This window comes from Nostoc sp. DedSLP03 (assembly GCF_034530815.1).
Classification (GTDB): Bacteria; Cyanobacteriota; Cyanobacteriia; order Cyanobacteriales; family Nostocaceae; genus Nostoc.
Window position 1 is genome coordinate 1 of the sequence record NZ_JAVRCK010000132.1, and the last position, 17,942, is coordinate 17,942.

Genomic DNA, 17,942 nt, shown 5'->3' on the forward strand with positions numbered 1-17,942 from the left:
CGAACACTATTTTCTTTGTTTTACCTCTATTTCTCCTTAACCGAGCAGTATTGATGATCTTCGAGGTCTCAATGCTTTACCTCTGTGTTTACCACCAAATAGTGAGATTTATGGTGATAAAGCTTTCAATGACTATGTTCTTGAGGATAACCTCGCCTACTGCGATCGCATTTGCTTACAAGTTCAAAGAAAAAAGAATTCTCAAAGAGCCGACCCACCTTGGATAAACTTTATCAAACAAACTACAAGGCATTATATTGAGACGAGTTTTAGTTTAATTACGCAAAAATTCCCCAAGTCCATTCATGCCGTGACGATGAAAGGTTTTTTGCTTAAACTCAAAGCTTTTATCTTTGCCTTCTCCTTAGAACAGGCATTTTTGTAACTAGCAACTTGGGTTAAGAGGTTGTGTTGCAAAAACTTATTCAAAAGAAAATCTTGTATTAATCAGAACTAGTTATGCAACTATACCGAAGATTTGAGCAACAAATTTTACTTGAGCAGCAATGTCTGTTTTTTCAACTCCCTTAACTTGTCCCTTACGGATCATGTTCATAGCCTCATATCCTCTCAAGGAACGCCAAAGCTGTGTTGAACGTGGCAAATCCCATTCCTGGTTTAACCAATCGTTTGATAAATCGATGATCTTGCTCTACATGATTATTTAAATATTTTACTCGTCGTAATTCACAATCATCAGGCAATAGTTCTGACATTTTGAGCTGATTAATTGAAGGTGGATAGGCGGCATCTTTATCGACGTTGATAACTCGTGGAGTTATGTTGTGGTCAGCTTTTAACGCTTTATGGAAAAATCTAGATGCGGCGTGTACATCGCGTTTGGCACTCAACATAAAGTCGATAGTATTACCACTTGAATCAACGGCACGATATAGATATTTCCATTTCCCTTTCACCTTTATGTATGTCTCATCTACTCGCCATGAATCGTTGGTTGGACTCAAGTATCGTCTGCATCTAGATTCAATTTCAGGAGCATAAGCTTGTACCCAACGGTAAATTGTTGTGTGAGCTACCAATAGTCCCCACTCTACCATCATTTCTTCCAAGTTTTGATACGAGAGTGGATATCTCAAATACCACCGTACACACAGCAGGATGATCTCGGATTGAAAATGACGCCACTTGAATGGTTCTTTTGGGTTCATTAACAGGCTAACTTTGATATCCCTCTTCCATCACTCTAAGCAGAGGAAAATAAGAAATCCTTAGAATATGAGGTGTCTGGAATAGCACCTCGCATTCGATTCATGAATGCAATTAGTGTCAGAAACCCAATAGATAAATGCGAAACTGGAAAGACTCTGAGCCAAGGTTTTAGTAAATTAAAGAATATCAAAGGTTGAATGACTAAGCGTAAATTGTTGAGGAGGTTCTTCCAACCCTGACCAAAGTTCCACCAATCATGCTCTTGGAATTTTGCTACAACTGGATCTATGGGTTTATTCATCCCTTGTTCTGTATGATGGTTCAAAACTTGAGAGTGAAGACTTACCATGAGATAAGCACTCATGATGATTTCCCACCATTTCTGTATTTGGGAATAGTTAGTGACTCGAAAATCAGCCCAACCTAATTCGTTTTTACTTTGTTTAAGCCCATATTCGACCCAGTTTCTTAAACCATATAAATTCCCTACTTCTTTATATTTAATACCAGGAACAAGGGTCATGATGAACCAAGTCGAATTTTTAGGCAAAGTTTCTGGGTCTGTGGTAACTTGCCAATATTGAACGTCACGACGCTTGCCAAATACTATCTCTCTGATGTACCTTTTTTCTTGCTTGCCATCTGAAAATATACGGTTATATGGTCGCCAACGGTTATATCTAACTTTCTGACTTTGTGGTAGCCATACTCCATGATTACTCCGAATCGCCACTACAAAGTTTAGTTTTAATTGGCACAATACACTAAGAAAGTTACTTTCGCTTTCACCATATAAACTATCTGCTAATACCAGTTTAAATTTAAACCCCATTTGTCGGAGGTTTCTAATCATAACAGCCGCAATTTCTGGCTTGGTGTGATAGACATCTGATTCTAATAACCTTTGCTTTGGCTTATAAACTTCAAACATCAGAGGGAATGTCATACCCTCAAATAATCCATAGGCTGTAACTGCAACTATTCCATTTTCGATTTTACCTAAATTACCTATATATTGTCTTTTGACATAATCTGTTGTATCCCCCTTCTTTCTATCTCCTGTCTCATCAATAATCAGTGTAATTTATCTTCCGGCTAATACTTCTAAAATTAGCTTTAATCTGGCTTCTCTTAATTTCTCTATTCCCCAAGGCCATTCTGTTAGGAAATGTAATAACCCTTGTTCGTTATTTAATCCTACTACCCGCGCTATTTCTGGCAGAGTTTTGCGTTTAACTTCTGAAATCATTCCCACATGAAGATATTTAAAAGCTTCAAAACTTCTCACTTCTGGAAACAGCTTTATATACCATTCACAGTAATCATCCACAAATTTTATAGTTTCAGCAGGCTCTCTTACCCCAAACATAGTCCAGCAAAGAGTTTACGGCACTTTACCCTATTATTCTCTCATAAGAGTGATGGAAGAGGGATATAGCAATCCTAAATGATTCATGAGAAAACACCATATTTATGTAGCTTAGGGAAGTCAAAAATTTGACAATCAATGGCTAATTCAAATAAACCCTTGACTACAGAGAAAGAATGACAAAAAAAGTAAAATTCTCGAATTAGTGTTTTTGCTTGTAACCAGATGTCTTCTACAGGATTTTGTTGTAGAGCATTCGGGGCAAAGCGTTTACAAGTTATCAACCATTGGTCTTTTTGTAATTCTGCATTCAGCGAGTCTAAATACTCTTTAATTTGCCCTGAACGGTGATAACTAGCACCGTCCCAAATAATTAATATTTTTGCTTCAGACCGCAGCGATTGAAGATATTCTAAAAAACCAATTGTTGTATGAGAATTAGCTTTCTTCGCTTTGTAAATGAAAAATTCTTTTGTTTTATAGTCTAATGCGCCGAAATATGTTTGTTTACAACGAACGTTAGCTATAGGAACTGATATTCGTTCGCTCGCTTTGCCCCAAACATAACCGTTTACATCTCCCCACAACAAATGACATTCATCGACCATGAATACGACTAATTCTCCAGATTCTATTTCCTCACGTCGCCCTGCCAACAGTGTACAAATCTCTTTTTTTTTGACGCGACTAATTCTTCATCATATTTTGGGTTGTGAGCTTGAGTTTTCTTCCAACTGATACGTGCTTCATTAAATAAATCATAGTAGCTTTGCTTTGATGAGAAAGTAACTCCGTATTTGTGACTGATCTCATACTCTAGCTCGTTCAAAGTCCATCTATCTTTGGTTAACAGCCACTCTATTACAGACGAACGTTGCACTGAGCTTAATAGGCCAACACTTCCTTGATAAGCGAGTTTTAAACTTTCTACTCCACTTTGAAAAAATGCTTTTTTCCACTTACTTATAAAACCCGATGAAACTCCCAGGATTGGCATTATCTCTTGATGCTTGTATCCACACAGCAACATCTTGACTGCTATCGCTCGTTGAACTTCACGCTTATCTTGGCTATTTTCGATAAACTCATCTAGCGATCACATCCACATTCCCACTCCTCACCCTAGTCATTAAAACTACTTTTGCTCTTTTGCGTATTTTCTCACAAATGATTCCGGATTGCTATAGTAACATTCCTATTTAGGGATGTTATTTTTCATGAGTTTTACTATGAGTTATGGAATGAGTTTTATGAGTTTCAGAGTCCATAATACAACTAATATTAAAAGTAATTCACTGCAATGTTATATGGGGTATGAGTATCATCATAACAGAGAACCGGGTTAGGCTTAAAAGCCTTATTCGCTAAGGATTTTCGTGATAACTAAGGTCGTTGACTTAAACTTATTATCGAGTTACTACTCAACGATAAAATAAGGGTTTCAGCTTCTAAAAATGTTTGTCTTACTCATGTAATATCTCTTAACCCGGTTTTCTGCGCGAATGCTACTCATACCTCGGATAGAAATAAAGGAGTGAAGGCTAGTTCATGACACATGAATCTATTGTTGGCAATTTGGTATTACACGCCGCTAGTTTATTTGCGTCGGTTTTTTATTTCGGTATTGATGTCATCTTAATAACAGTCAATACTTAGCTTGTCTGCTCGGCTAATAAGTTGAGCGAAATTGTCAAATTAGTCCGATTAAGGAGGATTAGATAGATGTACATGCGTTTCGATAGATACATCAAGAGTCTACTACCGGGCGACTTGTCCAACCAATTGAGTGCGCTATTCGACGAACTGCCTCTGGATGTTATTGACTACAAACAGACCGGCTTTCAGTCGCGTTATCGCAGCTTCAGCGCTTACGCTTTTGACAACGGCACTTTTGTGCATAGCCCGCAGCTAATACAATATTTTAACGCACAGAAGGATTTTCACACGATTCACAACGCCCGACCGCCCGCGGCGCTGTCCAAGGCAACGTTGAGCAGTGGCATGATTGAGAAACTGCTGGATGTGGTTTTGTGCTACTCACCGTTGAAATCGGCTGAAGAGTACATCTTCGGCATCAACCTGATCCGGGTGCGAGCCGACGACAATCACATGGGCGCTCCAGCTCCCGGCTTCCACCAAGATGGCTATGACTACTCCTGCCATATCAACATCGCACGCCAGAACGTCTCGGGCGGGGCTAGTATCATCGCCACGCGCCCAGACCCGAAAGCAGTGGTCATCGACTGTGAATTGCAACCGGGCGAATTCGTATTTTTCAATGACCGAACGCTTTACCACACCGCGTCACCAGTCACCCCGCGCTATGGCGGTTATGAAACTTGGCGCGACATGATCATTGTCGATGTCATCGCCCGATCGGAGGCGATGATCACCGCCTGATCCTATGTAGCCCTTACCCAGCACTAGACCTATCGATTCGGAAGCGGGAGATAAGGAGAAAGATCATGCGGATTGCCCTGTTAAAGGCTGATTACGTTAATGAGGATCTGCTGGCAGATCACGGCGATTTGCCCGACATGTTTGGTCGATTTTTCGGTTGCAGTTCTAGTCTTGCAGCAACGGCTGATGATGTTTGTAGCCTAATTAGCTATGACGTGCGGTTTGGCGCGTTTCCAACGCCGGGCAGCTATGATGTTTGCATCATCACTGGTAGCCGTCACTCGGTCAATGATGATCATAACTGGATTAAGACGCTTATCGCTTTCATTCGAAACCGCCAAGCTGTCGGCGATGCGTTCGTGGGTTTTTGCTTCGGGCATCAATTGCTGGCCAAGGCGTTCGGTGGCACGATCGGACCGGGTGTCATTGGCTGGAACGTTGGGCTCTGGCCAGTTGATATCCGTGAGCGATGCCTGTGGATGGCTCCGGAGTCTGGTACTTTTCAAGCCCTTTTCAATCACCGGGAGCAGGTACTGCTCCCGCCACCGGGTGCACGCCTACTAGCTAGTGACACCAGCTGCCCGGTTCAGATGTTCAGCCTTGGTGACCGGGTACTTGGGGTTCAGTTCCACCCGGAATACACTCTGACCTATCAGCAGGCGATCATGGCGGTGCCGGAAAGCCTGTCCAAGGCGGCATTTGAAGATGCCAAGCACCGAAACGCCACGCAGCCGCGCGGGGATGGCATACTGCGCGATTGGGTTAAGCGGTTCACTGCGTTGACCAAAACCCAGGCCGCCGTGTGATACGACACCAAAAATAACTTAACACAATACAAAATCAACCCCTTAAAATTAGGAAAAGCAGAATGCCAACAATCAAAGCCGTAATTTCCGATTTTGACGGAACGTTGTTTGATACACGTAGAGCAATTTGCACCGTCATTGCAGAAACATTCCGTTCTTTTAGCGAGGCTGTGCCAGCGACAGCCCGGATTGAGGCAACGCTAGTCGGGGGACTTACTCTGGAAGAAACTCTTGGCATTCTGAAACCTGTGCTTGCCACTGACAAGGAATTTTGTACCGAGTGGGTCACCGAGTATCGCCGAATCTACAATGCCGGCCTTGGCATCATTTCCAGCGCTCCGTTCGAGAAAGTTGGCACTATGCTGGCAGCGCTGAAGCATATGGGTGTGGCAGTCATCGTCGTCTCCAACAAGGGGGCAGCGGCAGTGCATAGCACTCTCAAACATTTCGGCTTTGCCGATTGGGTGCAAACTGTGGTAGCTGCAGAAAACGATTTTGCTACCAAGCCCAACCCGCGCAGCTTTGAAGACCGGATCAAACCGTTGTTCCCGGCACTGTTCCCGGAAAATTATCTGGTACTAGGCGATACCGCGACCGACATCTACTATGCCCGGGGCATCGGCGCTCAGTCCGCCTGGGTCACCTTTGGCTACGGCGACTCCGATGTGTGCCAATCCTTGAACCCCGATTACATCGTCCAGTCCATCCTCTCTGTCATTGATATTGTGGCCGAACCATGCCTGAAAACAGTCTGATCTTCACAGTGCGCGGACAGGCTGACCGTAGGTGTGTGCTGGAAGATTTGAACCACGCTCCGGTTGATCTCGACATTCTACGCGACTTCACCGATTTCTGCTCGCCGCACATTTCGAGGGACAGCGCACAGGAAATCATCAACCAGATGACGTTTAAGCTTCTGACCCATTCGATAACCGCGTTCAGCGTGCCGGAAATCCTGGTACCGATTGCCCGCGCCGGGATGGGTATGTGGTCAGTTGCTAACCGCCTTTTTGATGGACCAGCATCGTGTTTTGCTATCGGCAAGAAGATTAAGGGAACATCAAAGGTAGAGGTAGTGCTCTCCTCCGGCATGGATGTTGAGCCGCGCTCGATCCTGATATTGGATACGGTCATAGCCACTGGTGACACCATTATTGCCGTCGCCCAAGCCTTACGCGAGCGCTCACCCTTGGCACGGATCGAGGTCGCAAGCTGCTATGCCGCGCCAAGAGCCATTGATACCATCCTCTCCAGCGGTATGGTTGAGTATTTAAGCGTAACATTATTGGCCCAGGATTGCCGCGACGGCTGGCTTATCCCGAAAATAAATGGCGATGCAGGCGACAAGCTCTATGGGGTGCGGTTATGACCACTGATTGGACACAAATCCAAAGCGGGGCACTGGCAACGCCACCCGATCTGGCTACTATGCTGACACATTGGGCTGAACGGACTCCGGATGCGGTCTTGTTGGTCGAGGCCACCTTGCCCGGTCTTACCTCATCACGCCGCTGGACCGCACAGGTTCTGCATCAGCAGGCACTGTCCCTGGCCGGGGCACTGGTGGAGGTAGGTGCAGATAAAAAGCGGGTAGCACTTGCGGTAACAATGGGTGCAGAGGCTGCGCTCCTCTATCTTGCCTGTCAATACGCTGGGATCGCGCCTGCCATGCTGCCAACGCCGGAGCATGAGAGCGAAGTGGAGTCCTTTGCCCCGATTGTGGAACCCTTGGTGAAAAGCTTTGCCCCTGATTTTGTGGTATTCGGCGAACAGGCGGCGGCCATGTTTAACATAGAGGGCGCGGGTCGCGCCTGGTACGGTGTCCTACACCCAAGCAGACCGGGCACAGGACGAGTAAAGTCCTTGACGAGCAGCGATCTGCTGGCGTGCCAAGCGCCAGCTATGGTTCAGCCGCAGACGCTACCGATTCGCACGCCTGCACATTACCTATTCACCTCTGGCACTACCGGACAGTCCAAAATTGTCACCCTGTCTCGGCTAGCGGTGGCGCTCAACATTATCTATGTTGCTGAACGGTGGGGCTTTGGGCAGGGCGATGCCATACCTGCTCTTGGTGCGCCGTTTCATTCGGCGGGGCTGATGGTTGGCTATATCATGCCTCTTTATTACGGGGCTCGGGCTTTAGTCATTTCCCCGTATGTGCTACAGGATGATCCTGCGGCGCTGCTGCACATCATGAGTGCTGAGGGCGCGAGCCATCTAGCCTGTGGTGATGGTCTCATCCACCGGGCGTTGGCAGCGGTTGGGCTGGAGCGGCTCCCCTATTCAGCGCTGAAAGCTTTTGCCATTGGTGGCGAGCCGCTCAACGACCGTACCCATGCAATGATCATTGATTATTTTAGCCCGGATCGCACACTGCGGTTCCTGACTGCCTATGGCATGACTGAGGCGGCAGGACTAATTTCCACCTCCTCCGACATCGCACCGCGCACGCTGGCGCTGGATTTGGCTGCCTTGATCGCAGGTCGGGTCGAGATTGCGTCCACTGAATTCCATGATCCGGCTAAGGTACGATTTGTTGCCAGTTGTGGTCGCCCAAGTCATGGGGTGCGGTTGCGGATTGTGGATGCCCTTGGCAAAGAGCTAGGCGAGGGGCAGATTGGCTACATTGAATTCACGAGCCCCTCGCTGTTTGATGGTTATCTGCGTACACAGACACTAGGCATCGGACAGCCAGTTTTGATGCCGATTAACCGCACGGATTTCTTTGCCACCGAGGATCTCGGCTTCCTCTTTGGGGAGGAGTTGTTCATTATCGGGCGTGGCAAGGAGTCCATTTGGATTGGTGAGCACTGCTTGCAAGCTGGAGATGTGGAAGTAATAGCTCAAAGCGCGCATCCGCTGCTTGCCGGGTTCAATACCATGTCCGCGCAATGGACTGTGTCAGAAGCACCTTTGCAGTCGGAAATGGCAATGCTGCTAGTAATGCAGGAAGTGCCGAAAGACAGTACCCCCATAATTCTGAGCAACATCGCAGATGCCATTGAGGTTCAGTTACAACGAGCTTTCGGGACTACCGCAGTGCGGATTGTGTTAGTGCCCGTAGGGGCGTTGCCCCGATTGCCGACCAGTGCCAAAAAGGTTCGATTGCGTGCCCGCACCGCTTATGAACAAGGACGGCTACCAATTCTGTTTGAGCGGTCGAACTCGGTGCCGACAGCCGTGGCAAATCAAAACGAAACCCACCAAACAGGGGAGGACTGTGATGTTTGCATCGCCATTTAACGCTAAGAGCCAACGCCCAGGAGCGCGCGAAGGATGGACGCGTAAAGATTTAGAGCGGGACCGCCGCTGGAGCATCGAGCTGGACGAAGCGAGCCGCAACGTGCTGGCCGACGTGCTGGCAACGCCAAGGCAATGGTGCGATGGTGAGGACATCCTGCCGGAAAGTGTGACCGCCCATCTGCACCGCGCCCTTGGCGAAGCTTCAGACGGCTTCGGTTTTGCTGTATTGCGTGGTCTACCTATTGATGCACCGATGGAACGGCTTGAACAGATGGTTCGCGCCTTTGGGAGGTATTTGGGTCGATTGATGCCCCAAAATCCAGCGGGCGAATTACTTATCCATGTGATGGATCGCAATGGTCTGATCCAAGGCGGGATCGATGAGGCCAAGCCTGGCGTCTGCGGTTCAAAGCCGAGGGGCTATTTATCCAACGAACCGCTCGGCTTTCACAGCGACACCGCCGATATGCTGGCACTGTTTTGCGTTCGTCCAGCGCGGGCAGGCGGCGAGACCACGCTAGTCAGCGCGATCAGCATTTACGAGGCTCTTAGCAGCAGCGTTCCTAACGCAACGCTGGCTCTGCTGGAGCAGGGATTTCGCTATGGCTATCCCGAAATCCTCATAGACCCAAACGCCGCCCTCGGACCGCTCGTCCCAGTTTTCAGCCAGTTCAGTGGGCGAGTGTCGTGCCGATACTTGCGTGCCTTTATCGAGCTTGCCCAGAAAAAGGGCGACTTCACCTTGAGTATGGCAGAGATTGCGGCGCTAGATCAGTTCGATGCCACCGCAGCAGAGGAGGCGTTGCAGTTTTGCTTGACGCTCGTGCCTGGCGATTTCATTTTGATTAACAACTATGCCGTTCTACATGCACGCAGTAGCTTTGAAGACTATCAAGAGCTTGAAAAGAAAAGGCTTTTGCTGCGTCTATGGCTTAATATAGAATCTTTTCGCCCAGTGATCCCGATTGTACGGGCACAAGCCGAACGATTTGTCGGTGCGGAAAAGCACATTGTTTGCTTCAATCACAATACTAGAAAACACTAGACTCTGGAGTGGATTTATGACCAAGACGAACGCCTCGTCAGAAATTGCCGATATTCGCCAAATCGTCGACTTTGTGGCAGTTGCTGAACGGCTGAAGAGGGAGCTTAGGCATAGTTGGCTTGCTGATGGTCGCCGCGAAAGCGTCGGGGAGCACACCTGGATGATGGGGCTACTGGCTTTGATGCTTCACAGCCGCCTCGACCAGCGTATTGACATCATCAAGGTGCTCAAAATGGTGTTAGTACATGACATCGCAGAAGCGTTGGTTGGCGACATCCCATTTTTCGAGGAGAGTGAGCGCAAGCGAAACAAGGCTGTGGCGGAATCGGAGGCGATTGAGCGCATCCGCAAGTTGCTGCCCGATGATATCGGCATGGAGATCAAGACTCTGTGGCAGGAATTTGAAGACCGACAGACACCAGAGGCAAAATTCGCCTGTGCTCTTGATAATCTCGAAGTGCAGATTCAGCACAATCTGGCTGAGTTCATCACCTGGGAGCCGATTGAGCAGGATCTAGTATATACTAAAGTCCTGCAACCTTGTGCCCATGACCAGTTTTTAAGCGCAATGGCAAAGACGGTCATCGCCGATGCAGAAGCCAAGATGGCGGAACATGGTGTTGATGTTGATGTGCTGCGGCAGAAACACGGGTTTGCGTAGCGGGAGCCAACTCATTGCTCTGGCGGGCAGTGACCGCACAACGGGCGTTGTACGTAGAATGGTCAGAGTGGTATAGGGACAATTCCTGCCCTCAGATAATGCATTAACAGTCGTACAGACAACCTCAGCATTTCCACCATCTTCGAGTAGCACAAGGTCACGGGATGCAAGCGGGCCAGATACAGAGGTTTTCAACCGGGTAAGGTACAGTAACAGCAATGAGCAACCAATTGCGGATATCTTTGAGTGTTATTGATAATACAGACGTTCTGAGAAGCCCAAACGTGATTTGTGTAATCATACCCTTAATTTGTCCGGCTTTCTGGTTTAACCCAGTTTTCTGTTCGATTGTTGATGCTGTTGGCGAAATATATCTTAATACTCGAAAACCCTATTAATTCGTAGGTTCGTTTGGTGGAGCGTTAGCGGAGCGTTTCGCCAACAAAGTCGATTGCGACTCAAGGGCAATAACCAATGATGCTGAACATTCTAAAGACTAACTTCCAAATTATTTTCGAGCGAGACCCTGCTGCACATAGCTGGCTTGAGGTTCTGTTGTGCTATCCCGGCTTACATGCACTTTTCTGCCATCAAATAGCGCACTGGCTTTACGGCTTAAAGATTCCCTTGATTCCCCGCTTAATTTCCCACCTGGCCCGCCTCTTGACGGGGATTGAGATCCACCCAGGTGCCAAAATTGGTAAGGGTGTTTTCATTGACCACGGTATGGGCGTGGTGATTGGAGAAACTGTGAGCGTGGGAGACTATACCCTGATTTATCAGGGGGTTACCCTCGGTGGCACTGGTAAAGAAACGGGGAAACGCCACCCGACATTGGGCAAAAATGTTGTGGTGGGGGCTGGGGCGAAGGTTTTGGGCAATATCCAAATTGGTGATCGGGTTCGCATCGGTGCTGGTTCCGTCGTTTTGAAGGATATTCCTTCTAATTGTACTGTAGTGGGGGTTCCAGGTCGAATTGTCCGTCATAGAGTTGATTTGGTAGATTTGCTCGATCATGAAAGGCTGCCAGATCCAGAAGCAGAGGTAATTTGCACCTTGTTTGACAGGATTCAAGTTCTAGAACAAGAAGCTGAACGTGTGAAGGCTTTGTTGTTCAACGTTAGCTTCCAACGAACGGGATTAGTTATGCCTAAAGAGAAACACACTGGAGTTTAGCCCTCTCTGAAGAAACACTTTGCGTAAAGCTTATGTAGCAAGGGTGGGAGAGGATGGAGTATTTTGCTGCTCTGGAGAAATTGGGACAATTTCAAGACCAAGAGCATGAGCTTTGTTCCTGAGATTTTTGAGTATCAGTTCCTGGTATTTTTAATCCCCTATCTGCTGCAATTAAACATTGCTCCAAGGTTGATATTCCCAAATTCCAGAAGAACACTGGACTTGATAGCTTGTTAAATGCCTCTGTAGTCAACCACTGAATAATCGTTGCTTCATCAGGAGACAGGACATCAAGGGGTACAACCGGGAGGTAGAGTCGCTTTCAAGGGTAGGTATTTAAAAATCAGGCAGTTGAGAGGGTGATTTGAGAGACATTCAGTTGTGGAGTGAAGCTAGGCCAACGCTCAGGGAAAAAACAACTGCCGATTGGTAATGGAAAGCGATTAAGAACAGCAGCCTTAATCACTAAAAACCCACGGCGGAAACAACTAAGCCATCGATGGGGGATACTATTTTTAAAATTGCGTCGTGCAATATGAGTTTGTGGTAACTCATCTAAACTACTAATGGGCATATTGGCATCAACAGAACCACCAACACTCACTTGCCACAAAGTAGCGATTAGTGATCGCTATAGCTAACCAATGCCTTTCGGGACGTTTTGGGTGAATAATTTTGGTTTGATGCCAACAAAAACCGCCCCGTTTGCCATCTTTAAACACACACTCAATCCAAGAGCGCATGGAATACCAGCAAGCATCCGCAATTTCCGGTTGTAAATCAGTGAGAATTAACCAAACATCAGTGTAGCCCTCATCATGGCAAGCTAACAAAGTACACTCAATGCTGTTAGTTTTAAAACAAGTGACCTGTCCCTTCCAAGACTGACCAATTTGTTGTACTAAAGAATTTATTGGCTGCCAAGAATCTTGCCCCAAGGGTTTGAACTGTCCAATTTGATTAATCCGCATAAACGGATGCCAACCAATGGATTGAATCTTTTGATATAGCCAGGGAGCGTAAAGTCCTCGGTCAGTGGTAACAATTACAAACCAATCTGCTGGTACAGTTTCGCTAATGTGACTAAATAATTCTTGCCAGTAAGAGGTTGTTTGAACTGACTTTTCCCGTTATCTCCTTGATTGAGCGATCGCTTACTATACCCCCGGACCAAAGCCCTATTCTCTCGTAATTTATTATCAGTAATATTAAGTTATTGAGAATAAAGTATAGTCTGAAACTCTTGCTGCTTCGTTGTTTCATGACTTAACGGGAAAAGTCAGGTGGTTTTGCGACCGCAGCAGACTAAGGGCTTTGTCTTGCTCAAAAAACGTCGGGTGGTTGAGCGCACTAATGGGTATGGCTCATCGGATGTCGGCGGTTGGTCAGAGACTATGAGTTTTTGCCCGAAACATCAGAGACTTTTATCTACCAAGACAAGATCCGGATTATCGTGAGGCGATTAGCATAAAATCTGACCCTTCAAAACTTTTCAAACATCCTCTAAGGTTTCCAACTGCCTGGTTTAGTAGCTTCTACTATTTTCCAGGCGATTGGAATCCCACAACCTCGGTAGACAACACTAATTGCTAATATGCTAAAGCGATCGCTCAATGTTGTTGCATCTGCCGCCAATGCTAGACGTTTTTCCGATTCTGGTCAAAGACTTAGAATCCAGGATAGCAAGGGACTAAAACTTGATGTAACATCCAATGAAGTTCGACCTGTTTTTGTTTTATCTTCTGCGTCTTTTAACCATTCCCGCAATTGCTGACGGATTGTATTTTCCTTTTTACCCAGTAGTTCTGCTAAAAACACTGAAACTGTTGTTAACCCACTTGATTGGGTCATTACTATTCCAAAAGTCCACATTGCTAGTACAACTGCTTGAGGCTTTGTCAGATTTGGGATTTTCTCAAGACTTTTCTAGTCCATTCTCTTAATTACTCACTTTTTCTCACTTTCGTTCCCCCGGATGCACCCTTAGATATTTTTGCTGACCACAATCAGATAAGTATTTTACCTGCTAAAACATGACTTTATTAAATACCTATCCTTGAAAGCCCTGCCCTCTGCCTTATGCCAACGATAATTATTTACGCCGACCTACTTAGAGGGTATTGTCACTGTGTAAATCCGAAGAAGAACATACACGTAAAAAAATAAATTTGTGAAGATATTTCTACCATGAATAAGCTAAATGCTATCCGCTTATCTTACTTTTTACTTTTTGCTAGTTTTGGTTTTTATTATCCGTATATTGGCTTGTGCCTTAAACGTTATAGTTGGAGTGGAGTTGAAATTGGTCTGACTCTATGCCTAGCAAGCTTACTTGGATTCTTTGGACAATTTATATTTAGTCGTCTGTCAGATAAAACTAGGAATAAACGAGAAATATTTACCATTTTGGCATTAACTAGTTCAGTAATAGCCTGTTGTATAGGATGGACTAAAGGTATTTTATTATGTGTTTTAATTGCTGTATTAGGATTAACACATTATCCACTTGTTCCACTCTTGGATAGTGTGAGTTTCGACTTACTTTCAGGCAAAGCACGTGGGAAATATGGTCATCTGCGTGTCTTTGGTACATTAGGTTATCTGTTTGCCAGTGCTATTGTCGCTCTCTTCTTATTGCCTATTATTGGTTTGCACTCAGTGTTTTACGCTTTTAGTTTGGCAATGGTAATATCTGTGATTTTGCCACAATGGTTTCCACCATCTCCAGTGAGGGTTGCTGATCAAGTAACAGGAAGTTGGATAGCGGACAAGAGAATCCGTTGGGTAGCTGTAATGATGTTTTTCTTTGAGTTGGCTAGTACATGTATACACGGTTATTTAGGAATATATATGGACAAATATTACTTGCTATCAGATAGTGTAATTCCATTAGCATGGACAATTGGGCTTATTTCAGAGATACTACTATTCCAGGCATCTCCATATCTCTTACGTCACTTTACAGCTAGGACAGTCTTACTCATTGGTGGTGGAGCTGCTGCTACTCGTTACCTCTTTTTATCTAGCGCTTTTGCTATAAGTTCACCTTTCTGGTTTTTTGCATCACAAATTTTACATGGCTTTTATTACAGCATTTTTTTCTGCGCCGCCTTAGCTTTTCTAGACATATGTAGTCCAACACATGAACGGGCAACTATACAGTCAAGTGCCAGTGCATTTTCGACCCTAGGTGGCTTCATTATAGGCTTTCCCTTAAGTGGATGGCTATGGCAAATGTTCGGTTTACAAACTTTGTTTTTTGTTTCTGGTTGCTTTGCATTAGCAGGTTTATCGATTCTTTTTCATCCTGTTTTGGTTGACCTTTCCCAACCAATTGTAAAGAACGTTGGATCGTGAGTCAGAGAAGCGTGGGATTGGTAAACTGGAAAAGTCAACTCTCTACAATAGCCATATAAACTGTTCTTTCGGGTGGGACATCGCCCCTGATAAGACACTCCAGCATGGCTCTTGAAATAGCATTGATGGGGGACTTACACAGGGCAAACGCATCTAAATATAGTACATTGATACTAAAATAGGATAAAGACAGCGATCGCGGATGATATGTGGGTAAGCAACCAAGCTTTGATGGTAAAGTCATTATAAAATTAGCAATATTGCCCAGTTTGCGTGAAACTCAAGCCCAAAATCACCATTGCTGACCACTTTGCACAAATGTCAGACCCACGAATAGATTGCACAAAGTGACACAAATTAATTGATATTTGAGCGATCGCCCCGGTAGAAGTGAGGCAGGGAGCAACGCGATTTGGTGAGGTTGGGCAAAAAAGGTGCGATCACTAAAACACCTTCTAAGTATATTTAAATTATTTATAACTTACTGTGTGGTATTACTACATCATAAAAAGTTTGACTGAAATTTGAAGTGTTGAGACAGACTCGTTTTTTTGCGACAAAAAAAGGTAGGATTCCCTTTGGAGTAAAGGTTTTGATATCTGACATCAAAACCGGGAATGCCTACCCTGAATGAAAAATAACATATATTCTACCTTTGATTTCAGCAAATCATTGTCACACTTTCAAGAAAAAGTTACGAAACTATTAGAATTAACGAACATATCAGAATTTGATGGACGAGTTTTAAAATTACGTGAGGACAAGATTCGGGAATCTGCATTAATTTTAGCCGGAGAATGTATTGCTTTATTACTTCATAATCTATCTAAATCTCAAGATTTTTTAGAGAAATCAATGCAGCACACACAGGGATGGTGGCATAAGACAACGCAAAAGCATGGTTATAAAAAGCGACAAATATTAACAGTTGGGAATGTGGAAGTAACTTTAAAACTACCGTATGTAGTTGAACGTATTTATCAACCAAATCAAGATAAAAAGTCTTTGCGCGAAGGATTTTGCCCATTCTTAAAATATTTAGGAATGGCTGAGGGCTTAACCCCGCTTGTTTTATCAACGGTTGCCCAATATGGTGCAATCGCTGGCTCCTTTGAAGCTGCACGTAGAACCCTAATTGATTGGAGAATAAATATTAGCTTAAAACGAATAGAACGACTAACATATTATTTTGGTCAGATAGGAATAGATTTACGTAATAATAAGTTAAATGATTTAAAATCTGGTAATTTATCTAACTTAAATAATCTTCAAGACCAACGTGTTGTAATCGCTGTGGATGGTGGACGTACATGTATTCGCATACCTAAAAAAGGGAAACGTAGGGTTAAAACTAATCGTAGAGGCTTTACAGGAGAATGGATTGAGCCTAAGCTATTAACTATTTACGTAGTGAATGAGCAAGGTAAAAAAAATAAAACATCAGATATTCCTATAACCAATGATGGGACTTATGAGGGATATCAAGGATTTTTAGAAATATTAGAGATGTATTTGTTCCGTTTGGGAATTAGTCAGGCAAAACAGGTTTTGTTAATTGCTGATGGTGCTGAATGGATTTGGAAGCATATTCCTCCTGTATTAAAAAAACTAGAATGTCCGCATGAAACTTATCACTTATTAGCTTTTTATCATACTGCCGAGCATTTACAAACCTTCGCTGATGCTGCTTTTAATACAGATAATGAGCGGCAAAGTTGGTTTAAAAAAGCTCGTTCTCTTTTAAGAAAAGGTCATGCATTAGATTTAATGAGAAACATGGGTGAATTTATATTATCAGCTAGTGGAGAACGCTGTAAAATTTTGGGACGAGAACGAAATTATATTTTAAAAGCTTACCGACGTAGGCTTTTAAAATATAACAAAGTTGCATATAAAAAACTCCCTCTTGGTAGTGGCGCAGTTGAAAGTTTAATTCGTCAAGCCGTTAACTTACGTATGAAAGGAAACAGTAAGTTTTGGTTAAAAACTAATGCTGAAATTATGTTACATCTCCGATGTCAATGGATAGCTGGACGCTGGGATAATTTTTGTAATTCTGTTTTTAATTCGTTCATCAAGCCTATATCTGCTTGATAAATTTTATACCTTAATTTTAGTCTTAATTAATTAGATGCTATAATTAAGACTAAGTAATTAAAATTTGTTATTTTACTTCTTTTTTTTAAATCCTTAAATAGCTTGCTAGTAATCTTTTTGAGATATCTCATCAAGATAAATTGTCATATCAACCAGTATATTAATGGCAAATAAAGTTACTTTGTACTTAAATAAGTAGCTAGACATGAAAAATTATAAGATAAGAGAAGAAGAGAATAGAGGATCAAAAATGCCAGCAGCACTAAGAATAAAACTGACTTCAGAAGAAGACAAAACGTTGCAAGAGTTAAGCTTGGCAGATAATGTAGCTAGAAGAGTCAGAATGAGAGCGATCGCATTACGACTGAATGCAGATGGTTTAACAGTGCCAACGATTGCCGCTCACTTACATATTATGAACATACAGTTCGAGCCACATTACGACGATGGGAAAACCTGGGATTAGGTGGATTATGGGAAGCACCTGGACGTGGAGGAAAGCGTAAGTGGAGTTTAGAAGATATGAATGTGGTTGAACAATGGTTAGGTGAAGATCGCAGCTATCCCTCTTCTGTCACTTTCCGGGTATTCTAAATAAAAGGACTAAAAGAAAAA

The 17,942-nt window shown here is 44.3% G+C and carries 16 protein-coding genes and 4 pseudogenes; 12 read left to right on the forward strand and 8 right to left on the reverse strand.

Annotated features, from left to right (window positions below):
- Window positions 1-457: 457 nt before the first annotated feature.
- From RM368_RS35385 to RM368_RS35395, 3 genes and pseudogenes are all read right to left on the reverse strand, one after another.
- A pseudogene (locus RM368_RS35385) lies at window positions 458-1,169 on the reverse strand (IS6 family transposase).
- A 35-nt stretch (window positions 1,170-1,204) separates the two neighbouring features.
- A pseudogene (locus tag RM368_RS35390) lies at window positions 1,205-2,539 on the reverse strand (IS701 family transposase).
- Window positions 2,540-2,622: 83 nt separating this feature from the next.
- Window positions 2,623-3,620, reverse strand: a protein-coding gene (locus tag RM368_RS35395) for an IS630 family transposase (RefSeq protein ID WP_322698401.1) whose coding sequence is annotated in 2 segments (ribosomal slippage) — window positions 2,623-3,221 and window positions 3,221-3,620 — 999 coding nt in all. Because the reading frame shifts where the segments join, the coding sequence is not laid out codon by codon here.
- A 647-nt stretch (window positions 3,621-4,267) separates the two neighbouring features.
- Between RM368_RS35395 and RM368_RS35400 the strand changes: the two genes are divergently transcribed.
- From RM368_RS35400 to RM368_RS35430, 7 genes are all read left to right on the forward strand, one after another.
- Entirely contained in the window at window positions 4,268-4,939 is a 672-nt protein-coding gene (locus tag RM368_RS35400) for a 2OG-Fe dioxygenase family protein (protein WP_322698387.1), read from the forward strand.
- Window positions 4,940-5,004: 65 nt separating this feature from the next.
- Window positions 5,005-5,745 (forward strand): type 1 glutamine amidotransferase, encoded by a 741-nt coding sequence (locus RM368_RS35405; protein WP_322698388.1) that lies wholly within the window; start codon window positions 5,005-5,007, stop codon window positions 5,743-5,745.
- Between the two features lie 62 nt (window positions 5,746-5,807).
- Window positions 5,808-6,500: an HAD family hydrolase gene (locus RM368_RS35410; protein WP_322698389.1), complete on the forward strand. Its 693-nt coding sequence runs from the start codon at window positions 5,808-5,810 to the stop codon at window positions 6,498-6,500.
- Window positions 6,482-7,114, forward strand: coding sequence for a uracil phosphoribosyltransferase (locus RM368_RS35415; RefSeq protein ID WP_322698390.1), 633 nt, complete (start codon window positions 6,482-6,484; stop codon window positions 7,112-7,114). Before RM368_RS35410 ends, RM368_RS35415 begins: the two co-directional genes overlap by 19 nt.
- Window positions 7,111-8,991, forward strand: coding sequence for an AMP-binding protein (locus RM368_RS35420; RefSeq protein WP_322698391.1), 1,881 nt, complete (start codon window positions 7,111-7,113; stop codon window positions 8,989-8,991). The genes RM368_RS35415 and RM368_RS35420 overlap by 4 nt, the downstream gene beginning before the upstream one ends.
- Complete coding sequence (locus RM368_RS35425) at window positions 8,972-10,036, forward strand: TauD/TfdA family dioxygenase (RefSeq protein ID WP_322698392.1); 1,065 nt, start codon at window positions 8,972-8,974, stop codon at window positions 10,034-10,036. Before RM368_RS35420 ends, RM368_RS35425 begins: the two co-directional genes overlap by 20 nt.
- 16 nt (window positions 10,037-10,052) lie before the next feature.
- Complete coding sequence (locus tag RM368_RS35430; protein ID WP_322698393.1) at window positions 10,053-10,697, forward strand: HD domain-containing protein; 645 nt, start codon at window positions 10,053-10,055, stop codon at window positions 10,695-10,697.
- A 62-nt stretch (window positions 10,698-10,759) separates the two neighbouring features.
- Here RM368_RS35430 and RM368_RS35435 read toward each other — a convergent pair.
- Window positions 10,760-10,879, reverse strand: a pseudogene (locus tag RM368_RS35435) (IS1 family transposase); the annotation flags it as partial.
- Window positions 10,880-11,174: 295 nt separating this feature from the next.
- On the opposite strand from RM368_RS35435, the gene cysE reads away from it, so the two are divergent.
- Window positions 11,175-11,873, forward strand: coding sequence for a serine O-acetyltransferase (gene cysE, locus RM368_RS35440; protein WP_322698402.1), 699 nt, complete (start codon window positions 11,175-11,177; stop codon window positions 11,871-11,873).
- A gap of 343 nt (window positions 11,874-12,216) precedes the next feature.
- On the opposite strand, the gene RM368_RS35445 is transcribed toward cysE, so the two are convergent.
- Together RM368_RS35445 and RM368_RS35450 are read right to left on the reverse strand one after the other, a co-directional pair.
- Entirely contained in the window at window positions 12,217-12,477 is a 261-nt protein-coding gene (locus RM368_RS35445) for a hypothetical protein (protein ID WP_322698394.1), read from the reverse strand.
- A complete protein-coding gene (locus tag RM368_RS35450; RefSeq protein WP_322698395.1) occupies window positions 12,455-12,844 on the reverse strand; it encodes a hypothetical protein in 390 nt (129 codons plus the stop codon). Before RM368_RS35450 ends, RM368_RS35445 begins: the two co-directional genes overlap by 23 nt.
- A 312-nt stretch (window positions 12,845-13,156) precedes the next feature.
- On the opposite strand from RM368_RS35450, the pseudogene RM368_RS35455 reads away from it, so the two are divergent.
- Window positions 13,157-13,344: pseudogene (locus RM368_RS35455) on the forward strand (IS5/IS1182 family transposase); the annotation flags it as partial.
- Window positions 13,345-13,376: 32 nt separating this feature from the next.
- Here RM368_RS35455 and RM368_RS35460 read toward each other — a convergent pair.
- Window positions 13,377-13,508 carry a hypothetical protein gene (locus tag RM368_RS35460; protein ID WP_322698396.1) on the reverse strand — a complete coding sequence of 44 codons (132 nt, stop codon included), beginning with the start codon at window positions 13,506-13,508 and terminating at the stop codon, window positions 13,377-13,379.
- A 24-nt stretch (window positions 13,509-13,532) separates the two neighbouring features.
- Entirely contained in the window at window positions 13,533-13,724 is a 192-nt protein-coding gene (locus RM368_RS35465; protein WP_322698397.1) for a hypothetical protein, read from the reverse strand.
- 336 nt (window positions 13,725-14,060) lie between these two features.
- Here RM368_RS35465 and RM368_RS35470 point away from each other — a divergent pair, with 336 nt between their 5' ends.
- The 3 genes from RM368_RS35470 to RM368_RS35480 all read left to right on the forward strand — a co-directional run bounded on the left by RM368_RS35470 (window position 14,061) and on the right by RM368_RS35480 (window position 17,793).
- Window positions 14,061-15,230 carry an MFS transporter gene (locus RM368_RS35470; protein ID WP_322698398.1) on the forward strand — a complete coding sequence of 390 codons (1,170 nt, stop codon included), beginning with the start codon at window positions 14,061-14,063 and terminating at the stop codon, window positions 15,228-15,230.
- Between the two features lie 630 nt (window positions 15,231-15,860).
- Window positions 15,861-17,324, forward strand: coding sequence for an ISLre2 family transposase (locus tag RM368_RS35475; RefSeq protein WP_322698399.1), 1,464 nt, complete (start codon window positions 15,861-15,863; stop codon window positions 17,322-17,324).
- 253 nt (window positions 17,325-17,577) lie between these two features.
- On the forward strand, window positions 17,578-17,793 hold the full coding sequence (locus tag RM368_RS35480; protein ID WP_322698400.1) for a helix-turn-helix domain-containing protein: 216 nt from the start codon (window positions 17,578-17,580) through the stop codon (window positions 17,791-17,793).
- The last annotated feature ends 149 nt before the right edge of the window (window positions 17,794-17,942 follow it).